The sequence below is a fragment of the uncultured Friedmanniella sp. genome (assembly GCF_964244005.1).
Taxonomy (GTDB): Bacteria; Actinomycetota; Actinomycetes; order Propionibacteriales; family Propionibacteriaceae; genus Microlunatus.
Window position 1 is genome coordinate 1 of sequence record NZ_CAXTHG010000025.1, and the last position, 22,767, is coordinate 22,767.

At 71.9% G+C, this 22,767-nt stretch carries 19 protein-coding genes; 5 read left to right on the forward strand and 14 right to left on the reverse strand.

The features are described 5' to 3' along the window. From ACFE76_RS15220 to ACFE76_RS15265, 10 genes are all read right to left on the reverse strand, one after another. Positions 1–272, reverse strand: a 272-nt coding sequence (locus ACFE76_RS15220) for a GTP-binding protein (RefSeq protein ID WP_375432614.1), incomplete at its 3' end; no start/stop codon positions are given. Next, positions 272–1,198, reverse strand: coding sequence for a sulfate adenylyltransferase subunit CysD (gene cysD, locus ACFE76_RS15225; protein ID WP_375432615.1), 927 nt, complete (start codon positions 1,196–1,198; stop codon positions 272–274). The genes cysD and ACFE76_RS15220, both read right to left, overlap by 1 nt. Continuing rightward, complete coding sequence (cysC, locus tag ACFE76_RS15230; protein ID WP_375432616.1) at positions 1,195–1,788, reverse strand: adenylyl-sulfate kinase; 594 nt, start codon at positions 1,786–1,788, stop codon at positions 1,195–1,197. Before cysC ends, cysD begins: the two co-directional genes overlap by 4 nt. Beyond that, a complete protein-coding gene (locus ACFE76_RS15235; RefSeq protein ID WP_375432617.1) occupies positions 1,785–2,474 on the reverse strand; it encodes a phosphoadenylyl-sulfate reductase in 690 nt (229 codons plus the stop codon). Before ACFE76_RS15235 ends, cysC begins: the two co-directional genes overlap by 4 nt. A 325-nt stretch (positions 2,475–2,799) precedes the next feature. Further along, on the reverse strand, positions 2,800–4,506 hold the full coding sequence (locus tag ACFE76_RS15240) for a nitrite/sulfite reductase (RefSeq protein ID WP_375432618.1): 1,707 nt from the start codon (positions 4,504–4,506) through the stop codon (positions 2,800–2,802). 226 nt (positions 4,507–4,732) lie between these two features. Continuing rightward, on the reverse strand, positions 4,733–5,779 hold the full coding sequence (locus ACFE76_RS15245; protein ID WP_375432619.1) for a YihY/virulence factor BrkB family protein: 1,047 nt from the start codon (positions 5,777–5,779) through the stop codon (positions 4,733–4,735). Further along, positions 5,769–7,643 (reverse strand): glycoside hydrolase family 15 protein, encoded by a 1,875-nt coding sequence (locus ACFE76_RS15250; RefSeq protein WP_375432620.1) that lies wholly within the window; start codon positions 7,641–7,643, stop codon positions 5,769–5,771. Before ACFE76_RS15250 ends, ACFE76_RS15245 begins: the two co-directional genes overlap by 11 nt. 82 nt (positions 7,644–7,725) lie before the next feature. Next, positions 7,726–8,598, reverse strand: a complete 873-nt coding sequence (locus tag ACFE76_RS15255; protein WP_375432621.1) for a GNAT family N-acetyltransferase — start codon at positions 8,596–8,598, stop codon at positions 7,726–7,728. A 36-nt stretch (positions 8,599–8,634) separates the two neighbouring features. After that, complete coding sequence (locus ACFE76_RS15260; protein ID WP_375432622.1) at positions 8,635–10,164, reverse strand: MFS transporter; 1,530 nt, start codon at positions 10,162–10,164, stop codon at positions 8,635–8,637. Then, positions 10,157–10,768 carry a PadR family transcriptional regulator gene (locus ACFE76_RS15265; protein WP_375432623.1) on the reverse strand — a complete coding sequence of 204 codons (612 nt, stop codon included), beginning with the start codon at positions 10,766–10,768 and terminating at the stop codon, positions 10,157–10,159. The genes ACFE76_RS15260 and ACFE76_RS15265 overlap by 8 nt, the downstream gene beginning before the upstream one ends. Positions 10,769–10,852: 84 nt before the next feature. On the opposite strand from ACFE76_RS15265, the gene ACFE76_RS15270 reads away from it, so the two are divergent. Then, positions 10,853–11,344 carry a DUF4383 domain-containing protein gene (locus ACFE76_RS15270; RefSeq protein WP_375432624.1) on the forward strand — a complete coding sequence of 164 codons (492 nt, stop codon included), beginning with the start codon at positions 10,853–10,855 and terminating at the stop codon, positions 11,342–11,344. A 33-nt stretch (positions 11,345–11,377) separates the two neighbouring features. Here ACFE76_RS15270 and ACFE76_RS15275 read toward each other — a convergent pair whose 3' ends face one another. Both ACFE76_RS15275 and ACFE76_RS15280 read right to left on the reverse strand, forming a co-directional pair. After that, positions 11,378–11,764 (reverse strand): hypothetical protein, encoded by a 387-nt coding sequence (locus ACFE76_RS15275; RefSeq protein WP_375432625.1) that lies wholly within the window; start codon positions 11,762–11,764, stop codon positions 11,378–11,380. Between the two features lie 86 nt (positions 11,765–11,850). After that, a complete protein-coding gene (locus ACFE76_RS15280; RefSeq protein WP_375432626.1) occupies positions 11,851–12,786 on the reverse strand; it encodes a hypothetical protein in 936 nt (311 codons plus the stop codon). Positions 12,787–12,990: 204 nt separating this feature from the next. On the opposite strand from ACFE76_RS15280, the gene ACFE76_RS15285 reads away from it, so the two are divergent. The 3 genes from ACFE76_RS15285 to ACFE76_RS15295 all read left to right on the forward strand — a co-directional run bounded on the left by ACFE76_RS15285 (position 12,991) and on the right by ACFE76_RS15295 (position 18,059). Beyond that, complete coding sequence (locus ACFE76_RS15285; RefSeq protein WP_375432627.1) at positions 12,991–15,753, forward strand: S8 family serine peptidase; 2,763 nt, start codon at positions 12,991–12,993, stop codon at positions 15,751–15,753. Positions 15,754–15,978: 225 nt separating this feature from the next. Then, complete coding sequence (locus ACFE76_RS15290) at positions 15,979–16,998, forward strand: DMT family transporter (RefSeq protein WP_375432628.1); 1,020 nt, start codon at positions 15,979–15,981, stop codon at positions 16,996–16,998. Between the two features lie 77 nt (positions 16,999–17,075). Continuing rightward, positions 17,076–18,059 (forward strand): aldo/keto reductase, encoded by a 984-nt coding sequence (locus tag ACFE76_RS15295; protein WP_375432629.1) that lies wholly within the window; start codon positions 17,076–17,078, stop codon positions 18,057–18,059. Positions 18,060–18,219: 160 nt separating this feature from the next. Here the strand turns inward: ACFE76_RS15295 and ACFE76_RS15300 are convergent, their stop codons facing one another. Both ACFE76_RS15300 and ACFE76_RS15305 read right to left on the reverse strand, forming a co-directional pair. Further along, positions 18,220–20,034: a hypothetical protein gene (locus tag ACFE76_RS15300; protein ID WP_375432630.1), complete on the reverse strand. Its 1,815-nt coding sequence runs from the start codon at positions 20,032–20,034 to the stop codon at positions 18,220–18,222. A gap of 175 nt (positions 20,035–20,209) precedes the next feature. Continuing rightward, the gene (locus tag ACFE76_RS15305) at positions 20,210–20,995 is read right to left on the reverse strand and encodes an IclR family transcriptional regulator (protein ID WP_375432631.1); all 786 of its coding nucleotides are present in this window, start codon (positions 20,993–20,995) and stop codon (positions 20,210–20,212) included. Between the two features lie 79 nt (positions 20,996–21,074). Between ACFE76_RS15305 and hutH the strand changes: the two genes are divergently transcribed. Further along, positions 21,075–22,637: a histidine ammonia-lyase gene (gene hutH / locus ACFE76_RS15310; RefSeq protein ID WP_375432632.1), complete on the forward strand. Its 1,563-nt coding sequence runs from the start codon at positions 21,075–21,077 to the stop codon at positions 22,635–22,637. The last annotated feature ends 130 nt before the right edge of the window (positions 22,638–22,767 follow it).

Below are 22,767 nucleotides of genomic sequence, written 5' to 3' on the forward strand. Positions count from 1 at the left end.
GTGATGCCCTGCTCGCGCTCGGCGCGCAGGCCGTCGGTGAGCAGCGCGAGGTCGGCCGAGGCCAGACCCTTGCGCCGGCTGACCTGCTCGACGTGGTCGAGGGTGTCGGTCAGGACGGAGTCGGTGTCGAAAAGCAGCCGACCCACCAGGGTGGACTTGCCGTCGTCCACCGAGCCGGCTGTGGCGAGCCGCAGCAGGGTGCGTCGGCCGGTACCGCCGGGGGTGACCCAGCGGCCGGCGCGCGGTCGGGTCTGCAGGCCTGGGACGCTCATCAGAAGTAGCCCTCTCGCTTGCGGTCTTCCATGGCGGCCTCGGTCAGCCGGTCGTCGGCCCGGGTGGCGCCCCGTTCGGTCAACGAGCTCAGCCCGACCTCGGTGATCACGTCGGCCACCGTGGTCGCCTCCGACAGCACGGCTGCGGTGCAGGACATGTCGCCGACCGTCCGGTAGCGCACCGACCGCCGCTCCACGGTGTCGGCGTCACCGGCGGGCGTCACGGGCGTGACCGCGATCCACATCCCGTCGCGCAGCATGACCTCGCGCTCGTGGGCGTAGTAGATCGTCGGCAGCGCGATCTTCTCGGCCTCGATGTAGTCCCAGACGTCGAGCTCGGTCCAGTTCGACAGCGGGAAGACCCGGACGTGCTCGCCGGGCAGGTGCCGGCCGTTGTAGAGCGACCACAGCTCGGGCCGCTGGTTGCGCGGGTCCCACTGGCCGAACTCGTCGCGCATCGAGTAGACGCGCTCCTTGGCCCGGGCCCGCTCCTCGTCGCGGCGACCGCCGCCGAAGACGGCGTCGTGCTTGCCGGAGGTGATGGCGTCGAGCAGCGGCACGGTCTGCAGCGGGTTGCGCTGGCCGTCCGGCCGCTCCCGCAGCCGGCCGTCGTCGAGGTAGTCCTGGACCGAGGCCACCTGCAGCGCCGCACCGTAGAAGGCGGTGGCCTGGTCGCGGTACTCCAGCACCTCGTCGAAGTTGTGGCCCGTGTCGACGTGCAGCAACGAGAACGGGATCGGTGCGGGCCAGAAGGCCTTGGCCGCCAGGTGCAGCATCACCACCGAGTCCTTACCGCCGGAGAACAGCATCACCGGGGTCCGGAAGGTCGCGGCGACCTCGCGGAAGATGTGGATCGACTCCGACTCCAACGCCTGCAGCTCGCTCAGCGGGCGCAGCACGTCGGGCGCCAGGGACGGTTCGGTCATGGCTGGTTCTCCTGGAGGTGCGACAGCAGGGCGCCGGCCCGCTCGACGGCGGTGTCGAGGTCGACCGTCGCCGTGTCCAGCACCAGCTCGGCGTCGCGCGGTGCTTCGTACGGGTCGTCGACGCCGGTCAGGCCGCTGATCTCACCGGCGCGAGCCCGGGCGTACAGGCCCTTGACGTCGCGGTCCTCGGCGACGGCGAGGGAGGTGGAGACGTAGACCTCAGCGAACGGCACCCCGGCCGCGACGTGGTCGGCGCGGACGACCGCGCGGGCCTCGGCGTACGGGGCGATCACCGGCACCAGCACGATGACGCCGTGCGAGGCGAGCAGCCGCGCCACCCAGCCGATCCTGGCGACGTTGATGTCACGGTCGGCCCGGCTGAAACCGAGACCGGCGGACAGGTGCGGACGGACCTCGTCGCCGTCCAGGACCTGGACGCGACGGCCGTCGGCGCGCAGCCGCTCGGCGAGGGCGTGCGCGACGGTCGACTTGCCGGCCGACGGAAGGCCGGTGAACCAGAGTGTGGCGCCGGTCGAGGTCTTGACGCCGACGTCGGCGACGTCGGCGTCCGTGCCGGTCGTGGTGCTCACAGGTGGATCCCGCACTCGGTCTTGGCCAGGCCGGCCCAGCGTCCGGCGCGCGGGTCGTCGCCGGTGCTGCGCCGGGTGCACGGTTCGCAGCCGATGGAGGTGTATCCGTCGTCGAGCAGCGGGTTGACCATCAGGCTGTGCCGCTCGATGTAGTCGGCGACGTCCGCGTCGCTCCAGCTGGCGATCGGGGCGACCTTGATGATCTGCCGGCGCGCGTCCCAGGAGACGACCGGGGTCTGGGCCCGCGCCGCGGAGTCGGCCCGGCGCAGACCCGTGGCCCAGGCCGCGTACGGCTCCAGGGCCCTGCTCAGCGGGGCGACCTTGCGCAACGCGCAGCACTGGTCGGGGTTGCGGGCAAACAGATCCTTGCCCCACGTCGCGTCCTGCTGGCGAGGAGTCTGGTCGGCGGTCACGTTGATCACGTTGACGTTGTGGACCGCAGCCACGGCGTCGCGGGTGCCGATCGTCTCGACGAAGTGGTAGCCCGTGTCGAGGAAGACGACGTCGATCCCCGGGGCGACCCGCTCGGCCAGCGACACCATCACGGTGTCGGCCATCGAGGAGGTCACGACCAGCCCGGTGCCGAACTGCTCGTACGCCCAGGTCATGATCGCCAACGCACTCGCGCCCTCGAGCACGCGGCCGGCCTCGGCCGCGACGTCAGCCAGGTCAAGGGTGGTGCTCACGGTGTCGCCTTGCTCACGGGAGCCTCCTGGTCGGTGCCCCGACCCGAGATCAGGCCATGGAACGTCACCGAGAACGCCCGGAGGCAGCTGCGGCATTCCCAGCCCTGCTCCCGCGGGAACAGTGTCTCCTCCGCGCAATAAGGACAATGCATGACCGCCTGGCGCGTGATCTCGCTCGGACCCGACCTCCCACTCTCGGACGCAGTCCGACCGTCGGACCGCTCCGACGAAGGAGGAGCCTGGTTCGACGGAATCGATGAGTCGTGAGCGCTTGCGCTTTCCTCGCCTGTTGGCTGCGAAGCAGCCGGTCGCGAAGCGACGGTGGTCACACCAGCACCGACTCGTCGGCGCGGGCCACCCACTGGGCGAAGCGCTCGCCCTCGCTGCGCTCGGCGACGAAGGCCTTGGCCAACCGCTCCACGTAGTCGGCCAGCTCGTCGGCGGTGACCTTGTGGCCACGCAGCTTGCGGCCGAATCCGGCGTCGAGCCCGAGTCCGCCGCCGAGGTGGACCTGGAAGCCTTCGACCTGGCGACCGTCCGGGCCGGGCACGAGCTGGCCCTTGAGCCCGATGTCGGCCACCTGGATCCGCGCGCAGGAGTTCGGGCAGCCGTTGAGGTGCACGGTGATGGGGGAGTCGAGCGCGCCGAGCCGGGTCTCGAGGTCCTCGACCAGCCGGACCGCGCGTGCCTTGGTCTCGACGATGGCCAGCTTGCAGAACTCGATCCCGGTACAGGCCATCACTGACCGGCGCCAGCCGTCCGGACGGGCGGACAGACCGATCTCCTCGCAGGCGGCTTGCAACGAGTCCAGCTGAGACTCCTCCAGGTCGAGCACGAGCAGCTTCTGCATCGGGGTGGTGCGGATCCGGCTGGACCCGTGCGCCTCGGCGATCTCGGCGAGCCGGACCAGGTTGGCGCCGTTCGTCCGCCCCGCGGCGGTGGCCAGCCCGACGAACCAGCGGCCGTCCTGCTGCTGGTGGACGCCCACGTGGTCGCCGCTGACGGTGGGGACGGCGGGTGCCGGCCCGTCGACCAGGGTGCGGTGCAGGTACTCGGTCTCGAGGACCTGACGGAACTTCTCCGGCCCCCAGTCCGCGACCAGGAACTTGATCCGGGCCTTGGTGCGCAGTCGGCGGTAGCCGTAGTCGCGGAACAACCCGCAGACCCCGGCCCACACGTCGGCCACCTCCTCGCGTGGCACCCAGGCGCTGAGCCGCACGGCCAGCATCGGGTTGGTCGACAGGCCGCCGCCGACCCAGAGGTCGAAGCCGGGCCCGTGCTCGGGGTGCACCACGCCGACGAAGGCGATGTCGTTGACCTCGGGCACGACGTCCTGGCTGGGCACGCCGGTGATGGCGGTCTTGAACTTGCGTGGCAGGTTCGCGAACTGAGGGTCGCCGATGTAGCGCTCGGCGATGTCGCGGATGGCCGGGGTCGGGTCGATGATCTCGTCCGCCGCGATGCCGGCCACGGGCGAGCCGAGGATCACCCGCGGACAGTCGCCGCACGCCTCGGTGGTGCTGAGCCCGACGGCCTCGAGCCGGCGCCAGATCTCGGGCACGTCCTCGACCCGGATCCAGTGCAGCTGCACGTTCTGCCGGTCGGTCACGTCGGCGGTGCCGCGGGCGAAGTCGACCGAGATCTGGCCGATCACCCGCAGCTGCTCGGTGGTCAGCGCGCCGCCGTCGATCCTGACCCGCAGCATGAAGTACTTGTCGTCGAGCTCGTACGGCTCCAGCGTCGCGGTCTTGCCGCCGTCGATGCCGGGCTTGCGCTGGGTGTAGAGGCCCCACCAGCGGAACCTGTTTCGCAGGTCGCTGGGATCGATGGAGTCAAAACCACGGTGCGCGTAGATGTTCTCGATCCGGGCCCGGACGTTCAGAGCCGGGTCGTCCTTCTTGGCCTGCTCGTTGGCGTTCAGCGGCTCGCGGTAACCGAGCGCCCACTGACCCTCACCCTTGGTGCGCCGGGTCTTCGGCCGCGGCGCGGCCGTCGGACGGGCGGCGGGCTGGGGAGTGGTCTGGGCGGTCATGGTGTCCTTCGTCGAGGTGCGCGCGGGTCAGCTCTGGCTCGCTGTCGAGCCGGCCGCCGCGGTGTGGGGGTTCAGCAGCAGGGACGACGACACATCATCGACGCGGTGTGACCCAGGTCCAGGTAGCGCCGCTCGGTCAGCCCGGACGGGCGGACGCGCACGGACTCCGAAGCGGTGGACACCTGACCAGCGTCGTCCGACCGTCCGCCGTGATCAAATCCAGATCTCATTCCTTGAGAACCGTGTCCGAATCTCGAGACGCTGAGCGCGGGGGGCGGGCTCGCCACCATCGACCGCGGTGCACGCGCCCCGTACTCGGGGTCACCGACGGCTCGTCGGCCGCCGCACGGTCGGGGTGCTCGATGCCGGAGAGCCGCGGCCACACTTGGTCGAGAGCGGCGTTGAACGCAGCCCCCACCAGCACGGCGATGGAGATGAGGTACAGCCACACCAGGACGGCGATGGGAGCGGCCAGCGGGCCATAGATCGTGCTCGACCCCGAGCTGGCGCTCAGCACCAGCCGCAGCACCACGCTGCCGGCGACCCAGAAAACCAGGGTCAGCGCGGCTCCCGGCAGGTCGGCCCGCCACCGGGTGCGCACGGGTGTGGCCAGGTGGTAGAGGGCGACCAGGAAGATGACGGAGCTGAGCAGCACCACCGGCCAGTAGAGCGCACCGAGCGCATCGAGCCCGCGGGGCAGCAGCTGGTCGACCAGGCCGGGACCGGCGAGGACCAGCGGGATCGCGACCGTGCTCACCACCAGGAAGACGACGTACAGGCCGAACGACAGCGCGCGGGTCTTGACCATGCTGCGTCGGCCGGCGAGGCCGTACATGATCGTGATGGTGTCGACGAAGACGTTGAGCGCGCGCGAGCCGGACCAGAGCGCGAGCAGGAACCCGATCGAGATCACCGAGAAGCGGCCGCCGGACAGCACGTCGTCGAGGGTTGGCTGGATCACGGTCGAGACCGCGTCACGGGTCAGCACCCGGGCGGCCAGGGCCAGGATCTGGTCGCGGAAGCTCGCCACCGTGCGCACGTCGAAGGTCCGCGCGACGAAGCCGGTGGCGCCGACCAAGCCAAAGATCAGCGGCGGGAGGGACAGGATCGTGAAGAACGCGGCCTCGGCGGCCAGACCAGTCACCCGGTGTCGGAAGCAGGCGCCGAGGGTCAGGACCACCAGCCGCCAGGCGCCCGCCCGCAGCCGCTGCAGCCGAGGTCGGGGCAGCGCCGTCGCGGTCACGGGCGCCCGGTGGCGCTGGTCACCGGTCATCGGTGTGCACGGAGATCGCCGCGTTCAGCAACGCGAGGTGGCTGAGGGCCTGGGGCAGGTTGCCGAGAAAGGCACCGGAGTCCGGGTCGATCATCTCGGCCAGCAGCCCGACGTCGTTGGGCGCGGCCATCAGCTCGTCCATCAGTGCGCGGGCCTCCTCGCCGCGACCCACCAGCTGCAGCGCCGACACCATCCAGTAGGAGCAGGCGAGGAAGACCCCCTCTTCCGTGGCGACACCGGAGTAGCGGTAGAGGTGCGGCCCCGAGCCCAGCTCGCGGCGCAGCACGTCGATCGTCCGCGACATCTTCTCGCCCCGGTCGAAGCCGCTGATCGCGTGCAGCAGGATCGAGGCGTCGACCTGGTCGCTGCCGGGGTACCAGACGTAGGCGCCGAGCTCCTCGGACCAGCCGTGCTCGTCCACCCAGGCGCGGATCGCCGCCGCCTCCCCGCGCCACCGGTCCGCCGACCCGGGCACCTGCCCGATCTCGGCCAGGTGGACGGCCTGGCTCAGGGCCTGCCAGCAGCCGAGCTTGGAGGTGACGTAGTGCCGCGGCTCGTGCAGCTCCCACATGCCGGCGTCCGGGCTACGCCAGCGGTCGCACGCCCGGTCGGCCAGCGCCGTGAGCAGCCGGCCTGTCTCGTCGTCGAGGACGTTGCCGTTGTCGACGTAGAGCGCGACGATGCTGAACACGTCGCCAAAGACGCCCAGCTGCAGCTGGTCACGGGCGCCGTTCCCGGTCACCACCGGCCCGATCCCGCGCCAGCCGGGGACGTCCTGGTCCTTCGGGTCGTCGGCCGCGAGCGTGCCGGACAGGGTGTAGAGGACCTGCGGCTCGTCGGCGTGACGCCGCATGGTGGCGAGCAGCCAGCTGATCGCGGCGTGGGTCTCCTCGCGGACGCCGAAGCGGAACAGTGCCGTCAGGCTGTAGGCGACGTCGCGGATCCAGGCAAAGCGGTAGTCCCAGTTCTTGCCGCCGGCGAGGGACTCCGGCAGGGCGACCGTGGCCGCGGCGGCCAGCGCCCCGGTCGGGGCGTAGATCAGCTGCTTGAGCATCAGCGCGCTGCGCTCGACCGCCTCGGACCAGGGTCCGTCCCAGGCGAACGTGTCGCTCCAGGTCTGCCAGTTGGCCACCGTCCGGTCGATGCCGGTGTCGATCTCCTCCGGTCGCGGGAGATAGAGCGCCTCGCGTTCGGTGCCGACCAGGCCGAGCAGGTGCCGGGACCCCTCGGCGGTCCGGTAGTGGACCACGACGTCGCGCTCACCCATCTCGACCCGCTCGTCGTTCAGCGTCCGGACCGCCAGCGTGAGCCCGTCGAGCCGCAGCACCTGGCCGTGCGCCGTGCTGTGCACCCACGGCGACGCCGTGTTGAAGCAGGTGCCGGGCACGACCGCGCCGCGCAGCTCGACCTCGCCGGCGATCCCGTCGATCCGCCGGCCCAGCTCGGCCCACGGCAGCCGGCCGGCCACGCCGGTGTTCAACGAGTCGGTGACCCGGGCCACCCCGGTCGCGGTGGTGAACGTGGTCTCGAGCACGTTGGTGCCCTCGTGGTAGCGGCGGCTGACCCGGAACGGGGTCGTCGGGCTGAGGCTGACGTAGCCGCCTCGGCCGGCGTCGAGCAGCGCCCCGAACGCGGCCGCGCTGCTCAGGTCGGGGATGGGCAGCCAGTCGATCCGGCCATCCCGGGCGACCAGCCCGATGGTCCGGCCATCCCCGATGGTGGCGTAGCTGCGCAGGTCGGCGTACCCGTCCGCGTCCCGCTCGTCGAACGCCGCCTCCACCGGTTCGCCGCCGCGCCAGTGCAGGCTGGTCGTGCCGACCTGAGCCGGCGGGAGAGGCGCCGCGTAGGTGTCCATGGTGGTCATCAACCTACGGCCCTGGGAATCGACCCCGAGACGGGCTCGCGGGGCTCGGATCGGGCGAATTGGGGTGTCTGGGGGTCGATTCTCAGGGCGACCGCCGGGGACCGACAGTCGCGGTCAGGCCCCACTCGAGCAGCACGAACGGTTCGCCGGTGGCCGGCAGCTCGTCCAGCAGCGGCCGGAAGTGCGGGTCGGTGTCGTGGCCGTCGAAGATGACTTCCTCCGTGCCGTCGGCTGCGAGTGAGAGCAGGCTGGCACGGACGCAGGCCCGGAGCAGACCGAGGCCGTCCGGTTGGTGGCGGCTCCGGCACTCGGCGACGAGGACCGGGTGCGGCTGGTCGCGGAAGACGAAGGCGGCCGCCCGGATCGCCGGGTCGGCGACGACCCGGGTATGCGTGCGGTCGAGGTCGGCGTCAAAGCCGGCGAGCAGTGGCTCCTCAAAGCCGTCGGCCACCGGAGACCACGTCTCGTGCGCCCAGGCGTACGTGTCGGTCCACGCACGCCGCAGCTCCTCAAGGGTGACGTCAGCGCCCGCGACCACGACGACACCTCCCTGAGCCGCCAGGCTCGCGGCGCTCGAGGTGCGGACCTGCTCGGGCGGACAGGTCTGGTACGGCCGAGCTCCGAGGCTGCGGGCGAACAGCACCGCCGCCGAGGAGAGGGAGCCGCGGGCGCACATCGGCCGGTCGTCGGGCCGCAGGCGGGCCAGCTCGGCGGCGACGTCGGTGCCGACTCCCTGGCGTCGCCGCCCCGGGTCGACGACGATCTCGGTCCAGAAGCGGCTCGTGTGTACCCGGCTGGGAAAGATCCGGCCGACGGCGACCGGTACGCCGCCCTCCAGACCGACGATCGCTCGGGTGCAGTCGTCGCGCCACCGGTCCGGACGCAGGTCCGCCTCGGCGGCCAGCCACGCCGGCGGAGCGGCGACGTCCTCGTCGGTCAGCGGCCGGAACTCCACCCGGCGATCCTCACCCGACCCGCCGTCGGGCCAGCCCTACTTGGCGCGCCGGGGCTGCGGGCCGCCGGCCGAGGTGCGCTTGGGCAGGGCGAAGACCAGCAGCAGGGCGGCCACGGCGAAGGCGGTGCTGACCGCCATCGCGTCGGCCGCGGCGTCGATGAAGCCCGTGGCCAAGGCGTCCGGCCCCGGCCCGCGGACGGTCAACGAGCCGAAGAGCACGCTGCCGATGATCGCGATGCCGACGGCGCTGCCGACCCGCTGCATGGTCGAGACCACACCGCTCGCCGCGCCGGCGTCGGGCCGGTCGACGGTGGCGATGATGAAGTCTGCGTTCGGCGCGATGAACGCGCCGTTGCCCAGACCGGCCAGCAGGAGCGGCACCAGCAGGTCCCAGTGGGTCAGGTTCGCCGCGTCGGTCTGGGTCAGCAGCAGCCACATCCAGGCCAGGCCGACGACGACGAGCACCGTCCCGATCACCAGCACGTTGCGGCCGAGCTTGCGGCTGAGCCGGTTGCTCTGCGAGGACGCGACGATGCTGCCGATCGCGAAGGGGATGGAGACGACGCCGGACTGCAGCGCGGTGTGGCCGAGCCCGCTCTGCCACAGCAGCGAGATGGTGAAGAAGATGCTGGTGAACGCGGCGAAGTAGACCAGCGCCAGCACCACGCCACCGGTGAAGGCCGGGTGCTGGAACAGCCGCGGCGGGACCAGCGGACTCCGGCCGCGCCGGGAGTAGGAGACCTCCCAGAGGGCGAAGAGGACCAGCAGCACGACGCCGGCCGCGATGGTCAGGTAGGTCCAGAGCGGCCAGCCCTTCTCCTGACCCTCGATCAGCGGCACCAGCAGCCCGACGAGGCCGGCGCTCAGCAGCAGCAGACCGGTCCAGTCGATACCGGCGGGAGCCTGGTCGGCGCCCTCGTGCCGGCCCGGCAGCAGCACCGCGGCCGCGACCAGGGTGGCCACGCCGATCGGCAGGTTGACGCCGAACACCAGGCGCCAGCCGCTCGTGTCGCCGAACGCCTGGATGATCAGGCCGCCGACGATCGGGCCGAGCGCGGACGAGACGCCGATGACCGCGCCCATGATCGCGAACGCCTTGCCGCGGACGGGGCCGGGGAAGAGCAGCTGGATGAAGGCGGTGACGGCCGGCACGAAGATGCCGCCGGCCAGCCCCTGGACGACGCGGAAGACGACGAGCTGGGTGTCGGACTGGGCGAATCCGCAGGCCGCGCTGGCCAGGGTGAACAGGGCGATCCCGGCGAAGAACACCCACTTGTGGCCCAGCCGGTCACCGAGGCGGCCCGCCGGGATCAAGGCGAGACCGAAGGCCAGCGCGTAGCCGGAGATGATCCAGGACAGCGTCGACTCCGACGCGTCGAGGCTGGTACGGATGGTCGGCAGGGCGACGTTGACGATCGTGGTGTCCAGCAGGGCGATGCTCATGCCGGCGAGCAGCACGAACAGGACCTGCCAGGACCGGCGGGGGATCACGAACGCAGGCGGGCCGGCCGCGGTGGCTCCCGTGGCTGGGGCGCCGCCCGTCAGCGTCCGGGTCTGGTCAGTCATGGCTGGACTCCTTCGAGAGGGTGGCCGTCGGCAGTGACTGCGGGATGAGGGCGCGGGCCCGCTCGTCGGCGATGACGGCAGGTACGTCGGACAACAGTTCGGTGTGCCAGCTGATCTCGGCGCGTAGCCGTTGCTCGCGGTGCCGGAGCGCATGGGCCTCGCCGGTGCTCAGGTAGGGACGGGCGCGCTCGTGGGCGCTCTGGGTCTCCACGTGCAGGGCCTCCAGCGTCTGGAGGCGGGCGGCGACGGCCTCGCCCAGCTGGTCGAGGCGGTCAGGATCGGGTCGACTGAGGGCCAGGTCGAACGGGTCCGGCTTGAACACCACCTGCTCGGCCATGCCCCGCCGCAGCTCGGCCAGCGACGCTCGGCCTGCCTCGGTCAGGCCGTACACCTGGCGCGGGGGATAGGAACCCTCGCGTTCGGTGCGCACCTCGACGACCAGTCCGTCGGCCGCCAACCGCTTGATCGCGCCGTACAGCGCGCCGACGGAGATGTCGGTCCACAGGTGCACGTGCTCCTGCTCGGCCAGCAACCGGAGCTGGTGACCGTGCCCTTCACCGTGACGCGCGAGCGCGTCGAGGATGAACAGCCGGATCGAAGACACGGGAGTACTCTCACAGGAGTAGCCTGTGTCGTCAAGGTGGGTCGAACCGCATCTGCAGCCCCCCGAACCGCAGAAGGGACCGTCGTGCCCATCGCCAAGAGGACCGCCACCCGAGCGCCCGCCGACCGCGGCCGGAGTCCGATCCAAGTCGGTGCCGCGCTGGTCGGCTTCGTCTTCCTGCTCGTAGGGGTACTCGGTTTCGTGCCCGGCGTGACCACGGGCTATGCGCAGCTGGCGTTCGCCTCGCACATGTCCGGGGCCCAGCTCTTCGGCATCTTCCAGGTGTCCGTGCTGCACAACCTGGTGCACCTGGCTTTCGGGGTGCTCGGCCTGCTCTTCTCCCGGAGCCCGCTCCGCGCGCGCAACTTCCTGCTCTACGGCGGACTGGTCTATCTGGCGCTGTTCCTCTACGGCATCGTCGTGGAGTACCAGTCGGCGGCGAACTTCGTCCCGTTCGACGACGCCGACAACGTCCTGCACCTCGTCCTCGGCATCGGCATGATCATCCTGTCGGTCGTGCTCGACCCCGGGCGCGGCTGGCGTCGGACCCTCGGTGAGGGCAAGGCCCAGGTCTAGCTGAGGTCTAGCTGCCGGTCGAGGCACCCGCCCTCACCAGATGGTGAGGGTGGGGTGGAAGCCACCGCCCTCGCCGCCGGAGTGGGTGACGTGGATGTGCAGCGCCGAGGGCACGAGGCTGTCGCCCCGGTACTCCACGTCCGTGGTGTACGTGTTGGCCGTGCCGTCGCTGATCATCCGGTCGACCATGGACAGCACGGTCTGCTCGCGGAGGGCGACCAGTCCTCGCGGCACGTGGACGACGTTCATCGGCAGCTCGGTGCCCCCGTACGTCGCCGGCAGCAGCAGCAGCGGCTCCAGCATTCCTTCGTCGATGAAGAACTGCTGGTGCTCGGCCGTGGTCACCGACGCCCAGTCGGCCACGGCAACGGTGGGCTCAGCGGTGGGCGCCTGCTTGGGACGGCGGGACCAAAACGCCATGGTGTTCTCTCCTCGGCTGACGACGTGCGCGCCGCGGTGACGCCCGGCGGGGAGTCTCGCACGTCCGACGGCAATCGCGCGGGGCCTCAGAACAAGGTCTCCTGCACCTCCGCCTCGGGTGAGGTGACGTCGCCCAGCACGATCCGGGCCCCCGTGAGCCGACCGAGGTCGACCAGGTAGCGGAGGGTCCCGGCGCCCACGTCCGGACCGGTCCGGGCCAGCACGGCCGGCCCGGCACAGGCCTCGACGTCGAGCCCGTGCGCGCCGACCCGGAGGTCGTGCGGATAGTCCAGCCAGCTGCCCGACGGCGGCTCGGCGGCCAGCGCACCCATCGCCGCCGGTGGTGCCCAGCGCTCCTGCAGCGGCACCAGACCGGGACCGAAGCCGGCTCGGTCGAGCAGGGCGGCGACCTGGGCGACCGTCTCGGCGTGCCGCTCCACGACCCGGGCCCGGGGCGCCGGGTGGGCCAGGGCGGCGACCTTCGCGGCGCGCCGACGGTGTTGCGGCACGTCCAGCTCGGCGGTGACCAGGTCTTCGGCCTCGCGGACGAGACGACCGTCGACGGCAGCGGCGACGTAGTCGGCGATGACCGCGCCCTGCTCGTCGATCCGGGCCGTCCGGCGGTGCTCGACCGAGGTCCCGACCTTGGTGAAGCCGTCGGCGAACGTGGCGAGGTAGAGCCGATGAGGAGCCGTGAGCACGTGCTCGAGCGCCGCCGGCACATAGCCGCCGAGGTGGCCCTGGTGGACGAAGCGGAACTGGTCGAGGAGCGCGCAGTCGGCACACTGGCCCGACGTGGTGGCCAGCCGCTGCGCCCGGCAGGGACGCCAGCCCCCGTGGACCGGGTCGAGGTCGTGCCACCCGGTGCAGTACGGGCCGGGGGCGACGGTGGTGAACCCGAGCCGGCAACCGAGCAGCGGCAGCCGGTGGACGGCACCCGTCGGCGGGGCGCTCACCCGCAGCGCGGCCTGGCGCTCGGACCAGGAGAGCCCGAGGACCAGCAGCACGTCGGGGTCGCTCACCCGCCCCACTCTGCCCGCTGCGGCTGACACCCAAACGTGACCGGAACAGTTCGGTTTGGGCTTCGGACCGTACTAGGGTCCCCGGAGGGCTCAGACAGGTCCCGACGACACGAAGGGGACGTGGGCATGCGGTCTCAACGCTGGACGACAGGGCGGTCTCGACGCTGGACGACAGGCACGCTGGTCATCGCCATCGCGGTGGGGATGACGGTTGTCCTGCCGGCGACGCAGGTGAAGGCGGCGCCGTTGGGTCCGACGACGAGCAAGAGTGTCGACCGTGCCCTGGGCAACGGTCTCGGCCGGCTGGTGCAGCAGTCCTCCAGAGCTCAGAGCCGGCGGGTGTCCAGCGGGCCACGGATCGACAGCGAGTCGCTGACCATCCGCGACGCCGAGGGCCGGGTGCTCGTCGACCTCACGCCCCAGGCCGGGGTCGACCGGGCCGACTACCGCCGGCGAGCCGAGACGCTGGGCCTGCAGGTCCAGGCGGTCGACGCCCGCCGCGGCACCCTCGAGGGCTACATCGCGCTGGACGCCGTCCAGGCGCTGGCGGCACTGTCCGGCACCGGCAGCCTGGCCCAGGCCGTCAAGCCGCAGGTGCACGTCGGCGACGCGACCTCCCAGGGGGTTGCGTTGCAGAACGTGGACAAGGTGCAGGCGGCCGGCGCCACCGGCGCGGGCGTCACGATCGGTGCCCTGTCGGACTCCTACGACACCGCCACCCAGACGGTCGAGGGCGACCCGCTGAGCATCCACGCCCGAGACGACGTCGCCTCCGGCGACCTGCCCGGCGTCGGCAACCCCCAGAACTCCCAGCCCGTCGTGGTGCTCCAGGACCAGCCCGTGGACCAGGGTGCCGGCACCGACGAGGGCCGCGGGATGCTGCAGATCGCGCACGACGTCGCTCCGGCCGCCAAGCTCTGCTTCGCCACCGCCTACACCGGCATCGTCGGCTTCGCGGAGAACATCCGTCGGCTGGCGGACAAGTCGGGCGCCTGCGGTGCCGACGTCATCGTCGACGACATCACCTACCTCGACGAGCCGATGTACTCCGACTCGGTCCTCACCGACGCCATCGACGACGTGGCCGCCGACGGCGCCCACTACTTCAGCGCCGCCGGCAACAGCGGGGAACAGCAGGCCTGGTACTCCCGTACCCACCTGGTCTCGCTCAAGACGGGACTGAAGGGCACCAACCTCGACTTCTCCGACGTCGACCCCGCGCTCTACACCGGCGGGCTGCAGGACATGAAGCCAGGCAGCGGCGTCGACGTGGCGCAGACCCTCCGGGTCGGTGCCGACGGCGGGACGGTCGACCTGCAGTGGGACGACCCGATCGACGTCGACGGCGCCAGCTACGGGGCTCCGTACTTCACGGCCTCCGGCGCCGTCACCGACGACCAGGACGCGACCTTCTCCTTCACCCCGACCTCCGCTCAGCGCGGCAAGACGGTGGCCTTCCGTACCGACGCCGTCCCCTCCGGCAGCAAGGACCTGATCCTGTCGGTCACCGCACCCAACGGCGCCGAGCTCGGCACGGTCGACACGGGGACGTCTCCGGAGGTGCTCGCGACCACGCTGACGCAGAAGGGCGCCTACACGATCACCGTCTCCGGCTACGACGGCGCCACCGGTCCCGTCACCGTGGACGTACGGCCCCAGACGTCGCCGTCCAAGATCACCACCGACTACAACGCGCTCTTCTTCGACGCGGACGGCAACTTCTTCGGCTCGGCGGCCGACCTCAACACCGCCACCGGACGGCCGAGCGAGATCGCCGACCTGGCCGGCCTCGACGAGACCACCGATGTGCAGATGGTCATCTCCCGTGCCGGCAAGGGTCCGGTCGGGGCCACCCGGCTGCGGACCGTGCTCTTCGGCAACGCCTTCGTCAACGAGTACGCCAACCCGCTCGCCCCGGCCATCTTCGGCCATCCCGACGCGAAGGGAGCGACGGCGGTCGCGGCGTACGACCCGTTCAAGCCGTACCTGCCCGAGTTCTACACCTCACCGGGCGGCAACCTGGCCATCTTCTTCGACTCGGCCGGTAACCGCTACCCGACCCTGCAGCGCCGCAAGGTGCCCCAGATCGCGAGTGCGGACGGTGGGAACACCACGTTCTTCGGCTCCGACACCAAGCGGGACGCCGATAGCCGGCCGAACTTCTTCGGCACCAGCGCCGCCGCCCCACACGCCGCCGCGATTGCTGCGCTGGCGCTGCAGAAGGCCGGCGGACCTGGCTCGATCAGCCCAGCCGCGATGCGGAGCCGGCTGCAGACGTCGACCTTCGCCCACGACCTCGACCCGAACTACTCCTCGGGCACGGTCAGCGGGCTGACCGTCGCCGCGTCCGGGCCGCAGGGCAGCGAGGCCGACCTGGTGGCCAGCGCGATGTACGACACCCGCTTCTTCCGGGCCTCCTACACCGGCAAGGTGCCGCTGCGCTGGATCCGCTTCTACGGCGAGACCGCCAGCCCGACGGCGCTGGGGACCAGCAGCTCGGCCCGGTCCGCGGGCGTCGTCTTCGACCCCCGCAGGTTCGACCGCCGGCCGCCGTTCACCAACGAGGGCTTTCCGTTCAAGGTCGGCCCCACGTCGGGCGGCGTCTCCACCAAGACCATCTCGGCGAAGTACTCGCTGCCGGCCGGGACGTCCAAGGGCCAGTACAGGCACGTCGAGATCGACTTCAGCCGCGGGCTCAAGAAGGGCCAGGTCGTCCGGTTCGGCGTCGATCGCGACCTTGCCGTCTCCGGCCTCGGCACCTCGCGGGACGGCAACGGCGCCGACGAGCTCGGCGGCGCCACGAGGCTGCCCTCCGGGGTGGCGCAGCCCAAGGGGATGACCTTCGTCGCCAAGCGCACCGACGGCAAGAAGATCACCGGCAGGATCGTCAACGACCTCGGGTCCGGCTACACCGCCCTGGACGGCTACGGCCTGGTCGACGCGCAGCGGGCACTCTCGGGCAGCTGAGGCGGCCGGAGGCGTGGTCGAGAAGGATCCGCAGCCGCTCAGGTCGGTCTGGGAGGCTGAGCGGCGGATCCAGGTAGCCCAGCTCCAGCTCGAGCGTTACCAGCTCGAGGGCTACGTCTCGGGTTGGGCAGCCGTCGAGTCGGTCTCGTCCGCCTCTGCGACGATGGGGGAGACCTCGGTCCACCAGCGTGCCGACCACCCCGAGTCCCGTTCAGGAGCAGATCGATGCCGCACGCGCCGGCCGGCCGGCCGTCTCCCGCGAACGCTGGTCCGGACGCCGGGATAGCCGCCCCTGAGGATGGCCCGGGATGGCTGCTCACGCTGCCGATGATGCTCGGCAGCGGGGCGCTGATCGCCCTGCAGTCGGAGGTGAACGGTGACCTCGCCGGTCGGCTGGGCACGGGGCTACGAGCGAGCGCGCTGGCGGCGGTGATCAGCTTCGGCGGCGGCCTGCTCGTGCTGACGGTGCTGGCGGTGGTCCGGCGTTCGGTCGGCCGCGGCGTCCGGCAGCTGATGACTGCGGTCGTCCGCCGGCAGGTCCCGCTCTGGCTGGTGATCGGCGGGCTGGGCGGGGCGTTCTTCGTCGCCTCCCAGGGGGTGGCGGCGCGGGCCCTCGGGATCACCTTCTTCGTCCTCTGCTTCGTCGCGGGTCAGGCCGTGATGGCGCTGCTGGTCGACCACCGCGGCTGGGGGCCCAGCCCGCCCGCGCAGCTCCGGGCGGGCCGGGTCGTCGGGGCGGCGATGGCGGTGCTGGCCGTGGGCGTCTCCGGCGCCGGGCTGCTCGCGGACCTGCCGCTGACCGTGGTGTTCGTGGTGCTGGCCGCGCTGCCGCTGGTCGCCGGCGCGGTCAACAGCCTGCAGCAGGGGATGAACGGTCGGGTCGCGGCCCGCTTCGGTTCGTGGGTGACCACCTGGAACAACTTCTTCGTCGGCACCCTCGGGCTGCTGGTCTTCTGGCTGGTCACCCTGCTCGTCCCCGGCCGGATCGCCGGGCCGCCGAGCCAGCCGTGGCTCTACCTGGGCGGGCTCTGCGGCATCGGCTTCATCTGGGCCGCCAGCGTCACGGTCCGCATCCACGGTGTGCTCGTCGTCGGCGTCTTCGCCGTCGCCGGTCAGGTGCTGACCGCCGCCCTGATCAGTGTGCTCACCCTGCCGACCGGGCCGCCGCTGACCACCTGGCTCGCCGTCCTGGTCAGCCTCGCCGGCGCCGCCGTCGTCGGACTCAGCCAGCGCCGCAGGGCCTGAAGCCTCCCGCGTCCCGGACCGCTCGCGAACGGTCGTCCTCGCTACAGTGACAGCGTCGCCGAGGGTGAGGAGCACGAGTGCGCCGACAGGGCATCCCGGGCACGACGGTGTGCCTGACCGAGCTGGGGTTCGGGGGTGCCGTGATCGGCAACCTCTACCGCGCGTCCACCGAGGACGAGGCAGCGGCGGCCGTCGACGCCGCCTGGGACGCCGGCATCGGCTACTTCGACACCGCGCCGCACTACGGGCTGGGGCTCTCTGAGCGGCGGCTCGGCCAGGCGCTGCGGCACCGGCCGCGCGACGAGTACGTCGTGTCCTCCAAGGTCGGCCGGCTGCTCGTTCCCAACGAACACCCGACCGGTCGCGACGCTGACATCTTCGCGGTGCCTGACGACCTGCGCCGGCAGCGCGACTACCTCCGGGACGGCGTACGGCGTTCGCTGGCCGACACCCTCGAGCGGATGGGGCTGGACCGGATCGACGTCGTCTACGTGCACGACCCCGACGAGCACTGGACCCAGGCTGCGGACGAGGCCATGCCCGCGCTCGCGGAGCTGCGGGACGCCGGGGTGGTGGGCGCGATCGGTGCGGGGATGAACTCCACCACCCTGCTGACCCGTTTTCTGCGGGAGACTGCGGCGGACCTGGTGATGGTGGCCGGCCGCTACACCCTGCTCGACCAGAGCGCGCTCGACGACGTGCTGCCCGCGGCGACGGAGACCGGTAAGGGCGTGGTGGCCGTCGGGGTCTTCAACTCCGGGCTGCTCGCGCAGCCCTGGCCTGTCCCGGGGGCGACCTACGACTATGCGCCGGCGTCGGCGGAGCTGCTCGACCGGGCCCGCCGGATCGCCGACGTCTGCTCCCGGCACGGCACCACCCTGCCTGCCGCCGCCGTGGCCTTTCCGCTCGCCCACCCGAACGTCGTCAACGTCACGCTGGGCATGCGGACGGCAGCCGAGGTGGCCGAGAACCTCGCCCTGCACGCCGACCCGCCACCAGCTGCCCTCTGGACCGACCTGCAGGCCGCCGGACTGCTGCGCCCGGACGCACCCATCCCCTGATCTCCCGACCTGTCAGCGTCAGTGGCGGCTATGGCGACCACTGACGCTGACAAGTCGGACGTATCAGGGGGCGGACGTGCAGCACTCACGAGCGGGCACGCTACCGGCGGACAGCCTCGTGCCCCGTCCCGAGCAGTCGCGCGGGACGGGGCCGCGAAGGTCAGCGGATGCGGACCAGGATGTCCTTGCTGCCGGTGACGGTCAGCGTGTTCAGCTTGGTGGCCTTGGCCGCGGTGACGGTGTCGTCGTCCTCGGTGTCGTAGCTGAGCTGGGCGACGACCGAATTGTTGCGCGGGGCGGACCTGATCGAGCTGATGATCTTGGTCAACGAGCTCGAGCTGGCCGAGCTGTCGCACTCGTCCAAGAAGAGGCAGTCCTCGTCGAAGTCCTCGAAGCCGGCCAGGTCGACCCCACCGATCGCCGACAGGCTCCCGACCTGGCCCCGGGCCTTCTTCGGCACGGTCAGGGCGAGGGTCGTGTACTTGGTGCCGACGCCCCGGTACTCCTTGAGACCGACCTTGACCTTCAGCTTGTCGCCCACCTTCAGGTTCAGCCGCTTCGCGCTGCTGTACTTCTTACCGTTGACCGAGACCGACATCGAGGTGATGTGGCGCTGGTGGTACTTGGTCTTCATGGTCGAGCTGAAGGTGACGTTGTCGATCGTCACGTTCTCGTAATCGTTGGTGAGCAGCTGGTCGACCGCGCGAGCGACGTCCACGGCGGGATCGATGGTGACGTCATCCTGGGAGGCCCAGGAGTTGGCCCGGCTGACCGAGAACGGCACCCCGCCGGCGCGCGTTCCGCTGATCGTCCAGTCGCTGGTCGCGACGCCGTCGCCCCACTCGTCGAACACCGCGTCCTGACCGGCGAAGACGATGTAGGGCAGCAGTCCGGACAGCGACTTCGTGTCCGAGACCTGCGTCGTCCCGGTACGGGAGGCGCCGGTGTCACCGTTGTCGATGTTGGTGACCACGGTGGTCGTGTCGGGCGTCCGGGTCAGGTCGGCCCGCACTCCCGTCGTCCGGTCCTGGTCCAGGGTGCCGATGCTGGCGCCGAGGTTCGCCAGCTTGAACGGTCCGAAGACGTCGTCCTTGATGATCGCCACCGTGTCGGCGTCGTTGGCCGCATAGCTGACCGGTCCCGCGAGGTCGATGGGGTGGCCGAAGGCGACGGCCTGGTTACCGCAGACGAAGGTGGTCGCCCCGACGCCCCAGGCGTCGACGTCGCCGGTGGCCAGGCTGAAGGCGAAGTTGCCGCCGCCCTGGGGCCGGACGGTGGGCGTGGTGCCGACCGCGGCACCCGTGCCGCCCCCGGCGGCGTAGACCCGGTAGGGCCGTCCGGCGTGCTCGAGCTGGGACTGCAGGCGGTCGATCCGCCGTGACGCGACGCCACTCACGCCCAGCGGGGTGGGCATCGGCTGCAGACTCCCGCGGGGAGCCGCGGTTCCGGCTTCGGCGGCGAGCCGGGCGCGGGCGGCGCCCGAGAGCTTGAGGGCGGACTTCTTCGGGGCCGGCTGGGGCGTCCGTGCGGCGGCCGTACCGGCCAGGCCGAGCAGCGGAGTCATGTAGGCCGCCGGGGTGAGCCCCATGATCGGGGAGGGGGAGGAGGTGAAGCCGAACGAGAGCGAGCCGAGGAGCTGGTCGCCGACGTAGACCGGCGACCCGGAGATGCCTGACCAGCCACCCCCGGACTGCTCGATGATGTTGCTGCCGGGCACGTCAGACAGCGTGACCATGATGATGTCCTTGCCCGCGCCGATGCCGTTCTTGAGCACCCCGATCACCTCGACGTTGATCGGCGAGGGCTCGGTGCCGCTGACCACGGTCAGGGCCTCCCCCTGCAACCCCGGCTGGATCTGGCTGAGGGGCACCGCCGTCGGGCACTCGACGGCCGTGACCGTGGGGTCGGGCAAAGCGGCGTGCGCGGGGGCGGCAAGCGTCCCCGCCAGCAGCGCGAGCACCGCTGCGCTGCTCATCACCGCCGCTCTGCGACTGAAGAACCGACCACCTCGTGTCATGCGTGCACCCTCCGGGTCTGGCCGACCTCGCGACGACCGGGCGCGCGCCCGACGTTGGGTCGACACCGAGAACCTAACGGTGTGGGGGCTGCCCCAACTACCTGAACGGGCTCTCAGGGACGTCACAAGATGGTCACGAAGTTGGTTGGCTCGGTTCGGACCGGCTGGGCAGGCCGAGTCGTCGCGTGAGCTGGTCGGCCGCAGCGACCACCGCACGGGTGAGCTCCAGCCGCTCCGGACCCGCGAGGTCCGCCGCGACGAAGGTGCTGGCGACCGCCGCGACGGGGTGCCCGGCGTGGTCGAGCGCCGCGTGCCCGACCGAGGACAGGCCCGAGGTCACCGACCCGTCCTCGGTCGCGTGGCCGCGGCGGCGGACGTCGACCAGCAACCGCCGCAGCGCCGTCGGCGTCGCCGGTCCGAGATCGTTGGCGACGAACGCGCCGCCGTCGGGGAAGAGCGCGCGGACCTGCCGGGTCGGCAGGGCGGCGAGCAGGGCCAACCCGCTCGCGGTCAGCGGAGCCGGCAGCCGGACGCCCACATCGGTCACCAGCACCGGCCGACCGGGCGCCCGCTCCTCGACCACGTAGAGCACGTCACGGCCCGAGAGCACCGCGAGGTGCGCGTTCTCACCGGTCCGGTCCACCAGCCGCCGGACCAGCGGCCGGGCGATCCGGGCGAGTGGAGCCTGCCGGGAGTAGGCGGACCCGAGCTCGTACGCGGCGACGCCCAGCCCGTAGGTCCGGCTGTCGGGCAGGTAGGTCACGAAGCCCTGGTCGACCAGCACGCCGAGCAGCCGGTAGGTCGTCGAGCGGGCCGCGCCGAGACCCGCAGCGATCCGGGACGCAGCGAGCGGTTCGGCCTGACCGGCCAGCAGGGTGAGCAGCCGCAGGGCCTGGGCGGCGGCGGGAGCATCGGGCACCACGCAAGTGTCTCGCCAGTGGGACAGCGATGGTCGTGCGGCTCTGTGGCGTGGCTGCTCGCGGCGGTTCGATGGAGGCATGGAGCAACCGGGTATCGAGATCGGGACAGTGGGGGTGTCGGCGGCGGACGTGGTGGCGGTCGCCCGCTACGGCGCACGGGTCCGGCTGTCAGCCGATGCGTTGGCCGAGGTCGCCGCCAGCCGCACGATCATCGAGGCGCTGGCTGAGGACGTCGAGCCGCACTACGGCGTGTCCACCGGCTTTGGCGCCCTGGCCACCCGGCAGATCCCGGCGGACCAGCGGGTCGCGCTGCAGCGCAGCCTGGTCCGCTCGCACGCGGCCGGCTCCGGCGCCGAGGTGGAGAGCGAGGTCGTCCGCGCGCTGATGCTGCTGCGGATCGCGACGCTGGCCACGGGCCGGACCGGGATCCGGGTCGAGACCCTGCAGGCCTACGTCGACCTGCTCAACTCCGGTCTCACGCCCGTGGTCTTCGAGCACGGCAGCCTCGGCTGTTCCGGCGACCTCGCCCCGCTCGCCCACTGCGCGCTCGCCCTGACCGGGGAGGGCGAGGTACGCGACGCCACCGGCCGCCGGCGGCCGACCGGCGACGCCCTGGCTGCGGTGGGGTTGCCGCCGGTCACGCTGGCCGAGAAGGAGGGGCTGGCGCTGATCAACGGCACCGACGGGATGCTCGGCATGCTGCTGCTGGCCGTCGTCGACCTGCGCGCCCTGCTCCGCGTCGCCGACGTGACCGCGGCGATGAGCGTCGAGGCCCTGCTCGGCACCGACGACGTCTTCGCCGCCGACCTGCAGCGGCTGCGACCGCACCCCGGCCAGGCCTCCTCGGCCGCGAACCTGGCGACCCTGCTCGCCGGCAGCGCGATCCGGGAGAGCCACCGGCTCGTCCCCGGCCAGCCGGGCGGCTGCACCCGGGTCCAGGACGCGTACTCGCTGCGCTGTTCGCCCCAGGTCGCCGGGGCCGTCCGGGACACCGTCGACCACGCCGACCGGGTCGCCGGGGTCGAGCTCGCCTCGGCGGTGGACAACCCGGTGGTCACCCTCGACGGCCGGGTGGAGTCGAACGGCAACTTCCACGGCGCGCCCGTCGGGTACGTGCTCGACTTCCTCGCGATCGCCGTGGCCGACCTGGCCTGCATCGCCGAGCGCCGGACCGACCGGCACCTGGACGCGGCCCGGAGCCACGGCCTGCCGCCCTTCCTCGCCCACGAACCCGGCGTGGACTCCGGGCTGATGATCGCCCAGTACACCCAGGCCGCCGTGGTGTCGGAGCTCAAGCGGCTGGCCGTACCCGCGTCGGTGGACTCGATCCCCAGCTCGGCGATGCAGGAGGACCACGTCTCGATGGGCTGGTCCGCCGCCCGCAAGCTGCGCCGGGCCGTCGACGGACTCACCCGGGTGCTGGCGGTGGAGGCGATGGTCGCCGCCCGCTCGCTCGACCTGCGCGCCCCGCTGACCCCGGCGCCCGCCACCGCCGCCGCGGTCGCCGCGCTGCGGGCCGCCGGGGTTCCCGGCCCCGGCCCGGACCGTTGGCTCGCCCCCGAGATCGAGACGTCGGTCCAGGTCGTCGCCGACGGCCGCCTGCTCGCCGCCGTCGAGGCCGTCACCGGCCCCCTCCTCTGACGCCCGGACGGCGTCAACGCCGTACCCAGCTCGGTGACCGCCTCGCTGGACGCCCGCGGCCCGGACGAGGTCGGGGTCCGCCCCGCGGGTGAACGGACGTCAAGGCCGCAGCGGCCGAGGTCATAGATCG